This window comes from Thioalkalivibrio halophilus, from assembly GCF_001995255.1.
Lineage (GTDB): Bacteria > Pseudomonadota > Gammaproteobacteria > Ectothiorhodospirales > Ectothiorhodospiraceae > Thioalkalivibrio > Thioalkalivibrio halophilus.
Genome location: NZ_MUZR01000014.1, coordinates 43,307 through 56,123, shown reverse-complemented (window position 1 = coordinate 56,123; position 12,817 = coordinate 43,307). Strand labels below are relative to the sequence as shown.

The following is a 12,817-nucleotide window of genomic DNA, read 5'->3' as shown; positions in this document are numbered from 1 at the left end:
CGGGCCGGATAACAAAGGTGAAGGCATGAGCACGGAAGGCGGCGAAGTCGAGGAGACCACGGAAGACCCGCGCGGGCAGGCCCGCGAAATGCTGCGCGAGATGAGCGAAAACGCGGGGCGGATCCTGTGGCTCCACGCCCCCGTTACGCTGCTGGAAGAAGTCGCGGACGACGGTCTGCCCGGCGCCCTCGCGCGCATGGCCCAGCGCCACCGCTCCACCGACATTCGCCTGCTGGTGGACGACGACCTGGCACTGAAGGACCGTCTGCCCGAACTGGTCGGCACGCTCAAGCGCCTGACCACCGCGGCCTCCGTGCGGGTGCTGGAACCCGACGAAAACGCACCGCTGGTGATGACGGTCATCGCCGATCAGTCCGGCTGGATGCAGTTCACGCGTTCGGGCAGCCAGCGCATCCTGCGGGGTGAAACCGATCATCGAGGCCGGACCCGGCGCCGCGCCGAGGAATTCGAAGCGAGCTGGGAAGCCGGCCGGGATTCGGACGAACTGCGACGTGTCCATCTCTGACCGACGCCGACGGTTCCTGCGGGCGAGCGCGGCCGCCTGCCTCCTCGCCCTGCCTCTCCGTTCCACGGCTCGCGACGCGGCCGACCGTGTCACGGTCATCGACTTGCAGAATCGCCGGGCCGAGGCCGTGGTGCACGACCTGCGCGAACTGTTCCCTGACGCCACCCTGCAGCCGGATCGCTTCCGCCTGCTGGTGCGGGCGCCGGCGCACGAGATTGAGGAGATCCGCCAGATGGTGGCGGAGCTCGACCGTGCGTCCCCCGATCTGGTCCTGCGCGTGCGCCGCCACCGCGACCACGACGACGACACCGCCGGCCGCATCCGACGCTTTACCACCCGACGTGACGAGGACCGCGAGCAGTTCCTGCGGCTGCGCGACGGAGGGCGCGCCGTTCTGATGGTCGGGGAGACGCTGCCCGCCGGTTACCGCCTGTTTGCCGGCCGTGCCGGCGTGGCCATCGAACCCATCTATCGCGACACGGCGCGCGGCTTCGCCGTGGAACCCCGCATGCAACCCGATGGCCGCGTGCGCGTGGCGATCACCCATCTCCATCAGACGCCCCTGCAGCGCGGCGCCGAGCACGAACGGGTCGCAACGGAGATCACCCTGGAGCCCGGGAGCTGGCACGATTTTGCCGGCATCCGTTCGCGGCTGGAAAGCGACGCCCGCGACGTTCACCCGCCCGTTCGCCGTCGCACTACCCGCGCCCGGGATGACGTATCGCTGGAGATCCGGGTGGACCCGGCGGAGGACGCCACGGCCCCCGGGTTACGCTGAAGTCGTGCGCGGCCCGGGCACGGTGCGCGGCCCGCAACCAGAAAGGCCCGCCGCTGCAGCGACGGGCCCCGGTATGTCTCCGTTCGGCACGGGCCGACCCGGCGGCATATACCACCGGGTGGCCCCGCCGGCCGATCAGTCAGCGCGGAAGCTGTCGTGGCAGGCCTTGCAGGACTGGCCGATCTCGCCGGCCTGACGGCGCAGCTGCATTTCATCGGCCCCTTCATCGATCAGGGCCGTCATGCGCGAAACCTCTTCTTCGAAGTCCGCGATCTTCTGTTCCCAGGTCTCCTGATCTTCCCAGACCTCCATCATGGCATCGGTTTCACCGAGATCGGAGCCCTCGGTAAAGCCCTGCCACGGCATGTCGGCCAGGCGCGCCAGCTGATCGGCACGCTCCAGGAACATCTCCTCGTTGAACGGGATCTCGCCCTGGGCCATGCCCGCCATCGGGCCGAAATTCCAGCTGAAGGCCTTGAACACGCCCTGGCGATACTCGATCGCGTCCTCGGGATCGACCGCCTGAGCGGTACCGGTCATCATCATCGCACCCAGCAGGGCCACGGGAAGACTGCGCAGAAAGAGCTTCTTCATGTTGTGATTCTCCTTTTCGGGCAGAATGAAAGCTGCACGATTAAAATTCCCCTTCATTTTACACCTGCTTGAGGTTCGGAAAAGCGACGCTCGACGCAAAACTCCGACAATAACGTTCGATGAATTCGAAAGCTCGACCCGCCTCCGTACCCGATCATTCGATCGAATGCATCACGTTCGATCTGGACGACACCCTCTGGCCGGTGATGCCGGTCATCCGTCATGCCGAAGACCGTTTCTACGCCTGGCTGCGCGAACGCGCGCCCGCAGTCTGCGCCCGCTTCGAACCCGAGGAGCTGGTGGCCGACCGCGCGGGCTTCATGCGTGCCGCCCCCGAGGGAGAGCGCCACGACCTTACCCGCCTGCGCAAACGATGGCTGCGCGGTCTTGCACAACGCTGCCAGGTCTGTCCGGACACCCTCGAGGAGGAAGGCTTCGCGGTCTTCTGGCATGCCCGCAACGAGGTGACCCCGTTCCCGGAGGCCGACGCGGTGCTCGCCCGCCTGCACGGTCGATTCACCCTCGGCGCCATCAGCAACGGCAACGCCGACGTGTTCCGCACGCCCCTGGGGCGGTATTTCGATTTCGCCGTTCCCGCGGCCGAAGCGGGCGCCGCCAAACCCCATCCGCGAATCTTCGACCACGCGCGCCGGCGTGCCGGCGTACCGGCACCGGCCATCCTCCATGTCGGCGACGACCCCGTGGCGGATATCCTCGGGGCGCTGGATGCGGGGCTCAACGCCGCCTGGTACAACCCCGACGCGCTGCCCTGGGAACACCCGGTTCCCGCGCCGCCGCGTCTGGGCCGTCTCGGCCAGCTCCCGCGCATACTCGGCTTGCACGACTGAATCCCGACCCGCGGCAATTTCAGGCCGGACGCGGGAGCCGGTGCAGCGTCGCGTAGAGCACCGGCACCACGCCGAGGATCAGCACCGTACCGGCGGCAAGGCCGCTCATCACGGCAATGGCCAGCGGCGCCCAGAACGGTCCGGACAGCGCCAGCGGGATCATGCCGAGGATGGTGGTCAGGGCGGTCAGGAGCACCGGGCGGAAACGATTGACCGCGGCCTCGATCAGGGCCTCCAGGGGGTCCAGTCCGCGGCGGCGTTCCAGCTCGGCCTGCTCCACCAGCACAATCGCATTGCGCAGGAGGATTCCGCCCAGGCTCATTGCCCCCAGCAGGGCGATGAAACCGAACGGCTGCCGGAACAGCAGCAGACCCGCGACCACGCCCACCACCGCCAGCGGGACGCTGAGTGCCACCACGAGGGTGTTGCGGAAGCTGTTGAACTGCCAGAGCAGTAACACCACCATCAGCCCCAGGACGACGGGCACCGGCGCCAGCACGCTGGCCTGGGCATCGGCGGCCGCCTCGAACTCGCCGCCCCATGCGCGCTCCACTCGCCCGGCGTTCCCGGTGCCCTGCAGCAGGGTGTCGATCACCGGGTCGGCCTCGCGCACGAAACCGCTGGCGGTGGCACCGGGGGCAAGGTCCGCCTGCAGGGTCACGGTGGGGCGCCGGTCATGGCGCCAGATCACCGCCTCGTCGAACACGGGCTCCACCTCGGCTACCTGGCCCAGTGGCACCGCCGCCCCACCGTCGCGCGGCCAGATCTCCAGGGTGTGCAGCTGTGCCAGATCCCGGCGTTCGTCCTCCGGGAAGCGCCACAGCACCGGCAGGGCCTGATCGCCATCGCGAAACACCCCGATCGGCATGCCGCTGACCCCGGCCTCCAGCGTCTCGGCCACCTCGGCGCTGGACAGCCCGGCCGCTCGTACCCGGTCCTGATCCACCTGTACGTCCAGCGTCAGTGTGCGTTCGCGCCAGTCATGCCGGGGCCGTTCCAGGTCTGGGTGACCTTCCATCCATTCCAGCACGCGGTCGGCGGTGGCGCGCAGTTCGGCCCGGTCCTGCGGCCCGGACAGCCGCAGCTCCACCGGATAGCGCACGGGCTCCCCCAGCTGCATCGGCCGCACCCGAGGTTCCGCCCCGGGGAAGCGACCGTCCATCCATTCGCGGGTCTCCGCGATGATGTCATGCAGTCGATCCACGTCTTCGACCTGCACCAGGATCTGGGCCAGCGCCGGATTGGGAAGCTCGGGCATCATCGGCAGATAGAACCGCGGGGACCCCTCGCCGATGAAGGCCGTGTAGCTTTCCACCTCGGGGTGCTGCGACAGCCAGGATTCCAGCCGCGCCACATCGGCTGCGGTGGTCTCGATGCGCGTCCCTTCTCCCCGCCAGTGATCGATCATGAACTGCGCCCGGTCGGCCGGCGGGAAGAAGATCTGCGGTACCAGCGCAAAGGACGCGACCGCGACCAGCATCAGGCCGACCACCGACGCCAGAGTCCGACGGCGATGGCGCAGCATGGCCGTGAGCGCCCGGCGATAGAGCGCGAGCAGCTGCGTGCCGATTCCGGGCGTCTCCGTGCCGGTCGGATCGCCATTCGCCGGAGCCGGCAACCAGCGCCACGCCAGCAGGGCCGTCAGGGTCACCGCCAGCAGCCACGACAGGCCCAGCGCGATCGCCACCACCCAGAACAGCGAGCGGGTGAATTCGCCCACCAGGGTCGGCGTCATGCTGATCGGCGAGAACGCCAGCGCTGCGATCAGGGTCCCGATCAGCAGCGGCCCGCCGGTCTCGCTGACCGCCTCGCGCGCCGCCTGCAGGCGCTCGGTGCCGCGCCGGATGCGGGTCATCATCAGCTCGGCGACGACGATGGCGTTGTCCACCAGCATCCCCAGCACCACGATCAGGGCCCCCAGCGAGACCCGGTGCAGCTCGATCCCCGCCACCCACATCACGAAGAACGTCGCCAGGATGGTGAGCGGGACGCCCATGCCGACGATCAGGCCGGTGCGCCACCCGAGCGCTACCAGCAGCACCCCCAGCACGATGACCACCGCGGTCGCCAGATTGCCGCCGAAATCCAGGATGGCCGCGCGCACGGTCTCCGGCTGGAAGTTGACCGTGTCGATGTCGATCCCCACCGGGCGATCCCCGCGCAACGCCTGGATGCGCTCCAGGACGTCGTCACCCAGGGCGACCACGTTCGTCCCTTCGGTCGGGCTCACCCCCAGCGCCACCGCCGGCTGACCGTTGTAGCGCAGCATGCGCTCCGGCGGCTCGGCGTCACCGCGGTGCACTTCGGCCACATCGCGCAGCTGGAAACGCTCGCCGGTCTCGGGGTTGTGGATGGCCAGGTTGCGAACGTCGTCCACCGATTCGAACACCCCGGAGACGAACAGCCGGACGCGATCCTCCTCCAGTTCGATCGCCCCGCCGGGCGCCACCACGTTCTGGCGCTCCAGGGCCTGGATAATCACCCCCGGATGCAGATCCAGTGCGGCCAGACGCGAACGCCGGGTCTCGACGAAGATCCGCTCGCCGCGATCGCCGAACAGCTCGGCCCGCGCCACCCCGGGCAGGCGCAACAGTTCACGGCGCAGTTCATCGGCGTAGTCGTGCAGCTCGCGGTGGCTGTAGCCCTCGCCGTGGATCGCCAGCAGGGTGCCGAAGACATCCCCGTAGTCGTCGTCTACCAGCGGACCGCGGATCCCCTCCGGAAGATCGGGTACCGCCGCGCGCACGGTGCGTTCCAGCTCGTCCCAGACCTGGCGCTGGGCCTGATCCCCCAGAGCCTCGTCGACGTGGACGAAGATCACCGACTCGCCATGGCGGCTGACCGATTCCAGTTCGTCCAGCTCGTCGAGCTGCTGGATATGGCGCTCCAGGACCTCGGTGACCTCCTCCTCCACCCGCGTGGCTCGAGCACCGGGATACCCGGTCTGCACCAGCGCGGTCGGCACGGTGAACTCGGGATCCTCGAGCTTGCCCATGTCGATGAAGGCCCAGGTCCCGCCGAGGACCAGCAGGGCCGTCAGGAAGACCACCAGCCGGGCCCGCTGGATGGCCCAGGTCGCGGCGTTGAACCCGGACCCGGCGTTGTCGCCGCCGGGCGGATTCACGGCCGGTTGCCCCCGGCCCCGGTGTCGCGTCCCGAAGCCGGGGCTTCGTCATTGAACCGACGGGTACGCTGGCCCTCGCGCAGCCGCCCGGCACCCGCGGAGACGACCTCATCACCCGGTTCCAGATCACCCTGCACGCGCACCCCGCGACCATCCGCGCCAAGCACTTCCACCTGGCGCGGGGCGACGCGGCCGTCCTCCGGGTCCCGCACCCACACCGCGTAGCCCTCCGCGTGTTCCACCAGAGCGGACGGCGGCAGCACTACGCCGACACCGGGTTCGGGGCGCGCCCGGAAGGCGACCTCGGCGGTCATCCCCGGCAGGACCCGGTCGGGGTCAAGCGCCGTCGCGGGCAGGGTCAGCGGGTCGGGGGTCTCCAGACGCACCTTGACCGGATAGGTCTGCCGTCCCGGCAGCACGTCCACCCCGACCGACCGGATGCTGGCGGAGAAACGCGCGTCGTCCAGCGCCGGAATGCGTACCTCCACCGCCTCCAGCCGGTCCCGCCAGGCCAGCAGCCCCTCGGGAATGCCGACCTCGATCTCGATGGATTCCAGATCCTCGAACAGGACCACCGGGTGATGGGCCTGCACCGGTTCATGCGGTTCCAGATCGCGTTCGGCGACGTAACCGGTGAACGGGGCTCTGAGTTCGCTGTCTTCCAGTGCGTCGCGCGCCTGCTCCAGCTGCGCCTCGATGCGCCGGATCCGGCCCCGGGCGGCCTCGCGCTCCTCCTCGCGGCCGCCGGCCCGCGCGATGGTCAGCGCCTCCTGCGCCGAACGCCGGTCCGCCGCGGCCTCGCGCAGAGCCCGGCGGGCGCGGTCATATTCCGACTGACTCACATGACCGTCGTCGCGCATGCGCGCCACCCGGCGGTATTCGGACTCGGCCTGTTCCTCGCGGGCCCCGGCCGCCTCCAGCCGCGCCTCCAGCTGGCGCCGTTCTTCCTCGCGTGCGCCGCGCTCCAGCATCAGCTGCTCCGCGCGGGCCTCCAACAGACCGCCCTCCAGTTCACGCACCCGGCGCTCGAAGTCGCGCGGGTCCAGACGCGCCAGGAGGTCGCCCTCGTCCACGCGTTCGCCGCGCTCCACCGCAACCGACTCGACCACCCCTCCGACGCGAAACGCCAGCCAGGCACGTTCCGCCGCCTGGGTACGCCCGGAGAAGCGGCGCTCGATGAGAGTGTCCCGCTCGCTCACGGTGACCAGCTTGACGGGCCGTTCGGGTGCGGGCGCCTCCGACGGCCCCTCGCCACATCCGGTCAACACCAGCGCCAGTATCAGGACACCCGCGGCGTAACCCGCCGTCCGGCGACGCGGCCACCCGCCCGTCATGAACCTCCCGCCTGCCCCAGCACGGCTTCCACGCGTTCTACATCGCTCGGGGTGTCGACACCGGGCGGATGCGCCTCCGCGCGCAGCCCCACCCGTATATGCGCGCCCATCGCCAGGGCTCGCAGCTGCTCCAGCTGCTCCAGCCGTTCGAGACGCGCAGGCGGGGTCGCACTCATGCGCCGCAGGAACCCGGCGCGATACGCGTACAGTCCGAGGTGACGCACGGCCGCCGACGTGTCGGGGTCGCGGCCGGCGCGCGCGGCCTCACGGTCGAAGGGAATGGGCGCGCGGGAAAAATACAGCGCCCGCCCGTGGTCGTCGGTCACCAGCTTGACCTGGTTCGGATCGTGCAGATCGGCCGCACTGCCCAGCGGCACCCCGAAGGTCGCCATCCCGGCCTCCGGCGATTCCGCCAGCAGGGCCGCCAGCTCGTCGAGGACCCCGCCGGGCGTCAGGGGTTCGTCCCCCTGCAGGTTCACCACCAGGGATTCGTCACCCCAGCCCTCCCTCGCAGCCACGGCGGCGATGCGATCGGTGCCCGACGGGAGGTCCGCGGCGGTCAACACCGCCTCCGCGCCCGCCTCGCGGGCTGCGGCCAGCACCCGTTCATCGTCGGCCGCCACGATGACGCGGGAGGCACGACTCTCCCGCGCACGCGCGACGACATGCGCGATCAGCGGACGGCCCGCGACCGGCACCAGCGGCTTCTCCGGCAGACGGCTGGAGGCCAGCCGCGCCGGAATGACGACAACGAAGGGTTCCACGGCGCCCTCAGACGTCGCGCCAGCGTTCCTTTTCCTCGTCCGACAGGCGCCGGGCCTCGTCCACCAGCATCACCGGGATCTCGTCCCGGATCGGGTACGCCAGACCGGCCTGAACCGAGATCAGCTCCTGATTCTCGCGATCGTATTTCAGCGGGCCCTTGGTCTCCGGGCAGACGAGGATGTCGAGAAGGCGGTTGTCCATGTTGTACTTACCCCAGATGGCGGAGCCGGATGCTGGTCCTGAGACGCTGCAGCAGGGCCGGCTCGAAAGTGGCTGGAAGGCTGGCCGCCACGGGCCAGTACCAGTGACGGGATTGCGCGAACGACCGGCATTTTACGGCATCCTTCTCGGTCATCAGAACCGGCAGGTCGTCATCAAACGCCAGATCACGCGCGCGAAAGCGATGATGGTCCGGAAACGGGTGCCGGATCACGTAGATGCCGCGCTGCTCCAGCATGGAAAAAAAACGTTCCGGGTCGGCGATGCCGGCGACCGCGTGGACCTCCTGCCCGCCCAGAAGCCGCGGGCGCATGGTCTCGTCACTGCCGTCCACCCGCCGCAGGCGCGAGGCCGGGACCAGGTGCATCGGGATTTCGTCGACACCTGCCTCGCCACCGGTCCGCACGACGAAATCGGCCCGCGCACGTGCCGCCTTCGGCTCGCGCAGCGGCCCGGCCGGCAGACACAGACCGTTGCCGAGGCCCCGGCGTCCGTCCACCATCAACACGGTCAGATCCCGTGGCAGTCGATGGTGTTGCATGCCGTCATCGGCGATCACCACGTCCGCGCCGCGGTCGGCCAGCGCGCGTGCGCCACGCACGCGATCGCGGTCCACCTGGACCGGCAGCCGGGTCCGTCGGGCCAGCAGCACGGGCTCGTCCCCGACCTCGGCCGGATCCGAATCCGGATGCACCGCCTGCCCCGCCTCGCCACGCCGGCCATAGCCGCGGGACACGATCCCCGGACGATAACCCGCCTCCGTCAGACGCCGCGCCAGCCAGTCGGTCATCGGGGTCTTGCCGCTGCCGCCAACCGTCAGATTCCCGACCACTATCACGGCCTTCAATGGCAGTCGGGTATTCCGGCGGATCTCTTCCAGGCGCATGCGGTTGTATTCCGCAAGACCGGCATAGACCAGCGAAAGGGGATACAACGTCGCGGCCACCGGGCCGCGCTGGCTCCAGTGCCGCCACCACCATCGACTCAGCCAGGCGGTATTCATGCGTGGCCTCCGTTCCCCGGCAACGGGCTCACCAGTCCCAGACCTCGGCCAGCAGCGTCTCGAAATGGTCATCCACCCGCCGTCGCTCGTCCCAGAACCGGCGGCGGGCGGCATCCCCCAGCTGACGGCGGACGGCGGCATCGTCGCGCAACGCGGTCCAGCGGGCCAGCACCGCCTGCGGATCGGCGTGCACCTCCACCGGCAATTCCAGGGTCCCTTCGCGCCCGAGGCTGACCGCGGTCCCGCCCGCAAGCGCCTGCCACAACACCCGCGATCCCGGGGCATCCAGATGCACCGCCTGCGTCGCGCTGGCCGCCGCGGCGAACCAGCGCGGGTCGTCCAGCTGCACGACATTCCCGGGGGCGAGCGCATTGCGATCCCATTCGCTCACCCGCAGTGAACGCCCCGGCAGCGGGTGACCGGGATCCTCTTCCAGACTGGCCAGCAGGATATCCTCCTCCCCGAAACCGGAGGCCTCCCAGGCGGCGCGCCAGTCCGGCCAGCCGGCCGCAGTGCCGTGCCACCACCACAGCCGGCGTACCTCGCCACCCACCAGCGAGCGCAGGACCACGTCCGCCTGCGCTTCGACGAAACGCGCCATCGGATCCGCCGGTTCCAGCCACCGCGCGGCACCTCCCTCGCCGGCGCGATCACTCCAGCACCGGCTCTCCTCCGGATCACGGGGCCAGGCCAGCTCCAGACCCCGCGCCGCCGGCCGCGCCGGCGGTGCCGCGTTCACCGCGATCACCGGGGCCTGCGTGGCTTCCAGCAAGTTGGGCGGGGTCACGCCGCCCGCCAGGATGATGCCCGCGGGCTGGAAGCGGTCCAGCACGCGGCGCACGACCCGTGGCCGGTCGCAGGGGCCGTACCCCACGCCCACCTTGCGAAACGGCTGCATGTGCTGTTCGAACAGCTCCGGGCAGTCGCGCTCGAAGGTCAGCACCAGGCGCACGTCCTGACGCTTGTGGCGCACGAATCCCAGCAGCTCGATCCCCAGGCGCAGGCTCTCGGGGTCGGCCCCGGCCCGAATCCAGATCAGGCGGCCACGGTCCTCCGGCGGACTGAGGAACCCCAGCCGCGCCAGCGCGCGCGCCCGGTCACCGCGGCGCCAGTCCCGCCCGACCGCGCTCCAGACTCCCGCCAGTCCGGCCCCATATCCCGGTTCGGTCGTGTACATGCCGCTCAGTCGTCCGCCGCCCGGCCGTCATCACCCAGTGTCGCGATCGACACCGCGCTGACACCGAGGCGGCCCACCACGTCCAGCGCCCGCACCACCGACTGGTGACTGGCACTGGCGTCCGCGCGGATCACCACGGGGTCATCGCCGCGGGCCTCGAGAACTTCGCCCAGCACCTGTTCCAGGGTTTCGACCCGACGGTTCACCAGTTCCCGCCCGTCCACGAAATAACGGCCGTCGGCGTCCACCACGATGTCGATCCAGGCGCGATCGTCCACCTGTTCCGCTTCCCGGTCGGCCGATGGCAGGGTGATGTCGATGTCGGCGTGCCGGTCGAATGTGGTGGAGACCATGAAGAAGATCAGCAGCAGGAACACCACATCGATCAGCGGCGTGAGATTGACGCCGGGCTCCTCGCGTTGTGTGGGCGGGCGGAACTTCACGCCCGGCCTCCGGCCTCGACGCTGCTGGCACTGCGCTCGCCGTGCATGATCTCGACCAGCTTGGTGGCTTCCTGCTCCATCTCCAGCACCAGCTCGTCGATCCGGCCGCGGAAGTAGCGATGGAAGATCAGCGCCGGAATCGCGATCCCGATGCCGGTGGCGGTGGTGATCAGCGCCTGCGAGATGCCGCCGGCCAGATCCCGCGGGCTGCCCACGCCGATCTCGGTGACCACCGTGAAGACCTCGATCATTCCGACCACGGTGCCCAGCAGCCCCAGCAGCGGCGTGATCATCGCGATGGTGCCGAGGGTGTTCATGTAACGTTCGAGTTCATGCGCCACCCGTCGGCCCGCCTCCTCGATGCTTTCCTGGGTAATCTGGCGGGTACGGTCATGGGTCGCCAGACCCGCGGCCAGCACGGCCCCCAGCGGGGAATTTTCACGCAGGCGCTCGATGTCCTCCATCGACAGGCCGTGTTCGCGCATCTGTTCCCATACGCGCGCCAGCAGGCCCTGCGGTACCACTCGCCCTCGCCGCAGCGAGATAAAACGTTCCAGGATGATCGCCACGGCCAGCACCGAACACAGCAGGATCGGCACCATCAGCCAGCCGCCACTTTTCACGATCTCGAGCATTCACTGCCTCCTTGGAGTTACCACGCGATCCGGCCGCTCCCTCAGGCCCGGGAAAAGACGGCCATGGATTCCACGTGCGCGGTGTGCGGGAACATGTCCATGATCCCGGCCCGTTCCAGCCGGTAGCCATGATGATGCACCAGACGTTCGGCGTCACGGGCCAGGGTCGCCGGGTTGCAGGACACGTACACCATGCGCTCGATCCGGCGCGGGCCAAGGGCCTCCACGGCGGCGGCCGCCCCGGTGCGCGGGGGATCGAGCAGGACCCGGTCCCAGTCCTCGTGCAGCCAGTCGGCCCGCGACAGGGCCTCGGCGTCGTCCAGATCCGCACGCGCGTACCGGGTATTGGTAATGCCCTGGGCGCGGGCACTGTCCGCCGCACGTGCCAGCATCGCGTCATCCACCTCGATACCGGTCACGCCGGCCGTCCGGGTGGCCAGCGGCAGGGTGAGGTTGCCCAGCCCGCAGAACAGATCCAGTACCCGGTGCCCCGGCTCCAGTTCCATGGCGGCCACTGCCTGGCGCACCATGGCACGGTTCACCTCGGGGTGGACCTGCACGAAATCCATGGGCGTGAAGCCCACCTCGACGCCGAAATCCGGGTGACGATAAACCAGCGGGGCATCCGGCCCCGCCAGATGGACCACAGTCTCCGGCCCGCCCGACTGCAGGAACACGCCGATGTCTTCCTCGTCGGCCCAGGTCGCCAGCCGCGCCCGATCGGTGTCGGTCAGCGGATCGAGATGACGGAACACCAGCGCCACGCGGTCGTCATCATCCACACCGACCTCGATCTGGGGGATCCGGTCTCGCGCCTGCAGGCCGTCCAGCAGGTCCCGCAGCGCACGGATCCGGTGCCCCACCGCCGGATGCAGCACCTCGCAGTGATCCATCTCCGCAAGATAGGGACTGCCCCTTTCGCGGAAGCCGACCAGGGTCCCGCCCTTCTTCGGGACATGTTTGGCGCCGAGCCGCGCGGTACGCCGATAGCCCAGCGTCGCCCCGGTCAGCGGCTCGAACCGCGCCTCGGGCGTTACATGACCGATGCGTTCCAGCGCGTCGAAAAGGGCCTGTTCCTTGATCTCGCGCTGCAGGTCGATCGAGGCGTGCTGCAGCTTGCAGCCACCGCACAGACCGAAGAACGCGCAGGGCGGATCCACCCGGCCGGCAGCGGGCTCCAGCACCTCCACCACTTCGGCCATATCAAAACGGCGCTTGCGCCCGGTCTGCACCGCGCGCACCCGCTCGCCGGCCAGTGCCCCGTGCACGAAACAGGCCTTGCCGTCACGCCGGATCACGCCCTGGCCATCCAGGGTCACGTCCTCGATCACGGCCTCGAACGGGGTGCGGTCGATCTTCTTGCCCATGCCG

Annotated in this window: 13 protein-coding genes; 3 read left to right on the top strand and 10 right to left on the bottom strand. The window is 69.6% G+C overall.

Annotation, left to right across the window (positions count from 1 at the left end; translation table 11 throughout):
* The first annotated feature begins 25 nt into the window (after window positions 1-25).
* Both B1A74_RS05385 and B1A74_RS05380 read left to right on the top strand, forming a co-directional pair.
* Window positions 26-526, top strand: coding sequence for a DUF7931 domain-containing protein (locus B1A74_RS05385; protein ID WP_024328943.1), 501 nt, complete (start codon window positions 26-28; stop codon window positions 524-526).
* Window positions 513-1,304, top strand: coding sequence for a secretin N-terminal domain-containing protein (locus B1A74_RS05380; RefSeq protein WP_077243997.1), 792 nt, complete (start codon window positions 513-515; stop codon window positions 1,302-1,304). The genes B1A74_RS05385 and B1A74_RS05380 overlap by 14 nt, the downstream gene beginning before the upstream one ends.
* Window positions 1,305-1,439: 135 nt before the next feature.
* Here the strand turns inward: B1A74_RS05380 and B1A74_RS05375 are convergent, their stop codons facing one another.
* Window positions 1,440-1,955 carry a c-type cytochrome gene (locus B1A74_RS05375; protein ID WP_019022146.1) on the bottom strand — a complete coding sequence of 172 codons (516 nt, stop codon included), beginning with the start codon at window positions 1,953-1,955 and terminating at the stop codon, window positions 1,440-1,442.
* Between the two features lie 62 nt (window positions 1,956-2,017).
* On the opposite strand from B1A74_RS05375, the gene B1A74_RS05370 reads away from it, so the two are divergent.
* Window positions 2,018-2,746, top strand: a complete 729-nt coding sequence (locus B1A74_RS05370; protein WP_077243996.1) for an HAD family hydrolase — start codon at window positions 2,018-2,020, stop codon at window positions 2,744-2,746.
* A gap of 19 nt (window positions 2,747-2,765) precedes the next feature.
* Here B1A74_RS05370 and B1A74_RS05365 read toward each other — a convergent pair whose 3' ends face one another.
* The 9 genes from B1A74_RS05365 to rlmD are packed head-to-tail and all read right to left on the bottom strand — an operon-like array spanning window position 2,766 to window position 12,813.
* Window positions 2,766-5,870, bottom strand: a complete 3,105-nt coding sequence (locus B1A74_RS05365; protein ID WP_077243995.1) for an efflux RND transporter permease subunit — start codon at window positions 5,868-5,870, stop codon at window positions 2,766-2,768.
* Window positions 5,867-7,204 carry an efflux RND transporter periplasmic adaptor subunit gene (locus tag B1A74_RS05360; RefSeq protein WP_018945893.1) on the bottom strand — a complete coding sequence of 446 codons (1,338 nt, stop codon included), beginning with the start codon at window positions 7,202-7,204 and terminating at the stop codon, window positions 5,867-5,869. Before B1A74_RS05360 ends, B1A74_RS05365 begins: the two co-directional genes overlap by 4 nt.
* Window positions 7,201-7,968 carry a 3-deoxy-manno-octulosonate cytidylyltransferase gene (kdsB, locus tag B1A74_RS05355; protein WP_077243994.1) on the bottom strand — a complete coding sequence of 256 codons (768 nt, stop codon included), beginning with the start codon at window positions 7,966-7,968 and terminating at the stop codon, window positions 7,201-7,203. Before kdsB ends, B1A74_RS05360 begins: the two co-directional genes overlap by 4 nt.
* A 7-nt stretch (window positions 7,969-7,975) precedes the next feature.
* On the bottom strand, window positions 7,976-8,170 hold the full coding sequence (locus B1A74_RS05350; protein WP_018869574.1) for a Trm112 family protein: 195 nt from the start codon (window positions 8,168-8,170) through the stop codon (window positions 7,976-7,978).
* A gap of 7 nt (window positions 8,171-8,177) precedes the next feature.
* Window positions 8,178-9,191 carry a tetraacyldisaccharide 4'-kinase gene (gene lpxK, locus B1A74_RS05345; RefSeq protein WP_018945890.1) on the bottom strand — a complete coding sequence of 338 codons (1,014 nt, stop codon included), beginning with the start codon at window positions 9,189-9,191 and terminating at the stop codon, window positions 8,178-8,180.
* Between the two features lie 28 nt (window positions 9,192-9,219).
* A complete protein-coding gene (locus B1A74_RS05340) occupies window positions 9,220-10,368 on the bottom strand; it encodes a glycosyltransferase N-terminal domain-containing protein (RefSeq protein WP_018945889.1) in 1,149 nt (382 codons plus the stop codon).
* Window positions 10,369-10,373: 5 nt separating this feature from the next.
* A complete protein-coding gene (locus B1A74_RS05335; protein ID WP_077243993.1) occupies window positions 10,374-10,811 on the bottom strand; it encodes an ExbD/TolR family protein in 438 nt (145 codons plus the stop codon).
* The gene (locus B1A74_RS05330; protein WP_018869578.1) at window positions 10,808-11,446 is read right to left on the bottom strand and encodes a MotA/TolQ/ExbB proton channel family protein; all 639 of its coding nucleotides are present in this window, start codon (window positions 11,444-11,446) and stop codon (window positions 10,808-10,810) included. The genes B1A74_RS05335 and B1A74_RS05330 overlap by 4 nt, the downstream gene beginning before the upstream one ends.
* Window positions 11,447-11,487: 41 nt before the next feature.
* Entirely contained in the window at window positions 11,488-12,813 is a 1,326-nt protein-coding gene (rlmD, locus tag B1A74_RS05325; protein ID WP_024328952.1) for a 23S rRNA (uracil(1939)-C(5))-methyltransferase RlmD, read from the bottom strand.
* Window positions 12,814-12,817: the final 4 nt, after the last annotated feature.

Coding starts and splice junctions, on each gene's coding strand:
- lpxK (WP_018945890.1), bottom strand. CDS start 9,191: ATGAATACCGCCTGGCTGAGTCGATGGTGGTGGCGGCACTGGAGCCAG.
- B1A74_RS05375 (WP_019022146.1), bottom strand. CDS start 1,955: ATGAAGGGGAATTTTAATCGTGCAGCTTTCATTCTGCCCGAAAAGGAG.
- B1A74_RS05340 (WP_018945889.1), bottom strand. CDS start 10,368: ATGTACACGACCGAACCGGGATATGGGGCCGGACTGGCGGGAGTCTGG.
- B1A74_RS05370 (WP_077243996.1), top strand. CDS start 2,018: ATGAATTCGAAAGCTCGACCCGCCTCCGTACCCGATCATTCGATCGAA.
- B1A74_RS05385 (WP_024328943.1), top strand. CDS start 26: ATGAGCACGGAAGGCGGCGAAGTCGAGGAGACCACGGAAGACCCGCGC.
- rlmD (WP_024328952.1), bottom strand. CDS start 12,813: ATGGGCAAGAAGATCGACCGCACCCCGTTCGAGGCCGTGATCGAGGAC.
- B1A74_RS05360 (WP_018945893.1), bottom strand. CDS start 7,204: ATGACGGGCGGGTGGCCGCGTCGCCGGACGGCGGGTTACGCCGCGGGT.
- B1A74_RS05350 (WP_018869574.1), bottom strand. CDS start 8,170: ATGGACAACCGCCTTCTCGACATCCTCGTCTGCCCGGAGACCAAGGGC.
- B1A74_RS05330 (WP_018869578.1), bottom strand. CDS start 11,446: ATGCTCGAGATCGTGAAAAGTGGCGGCTGGCTGATGGTGCCGATCCTG.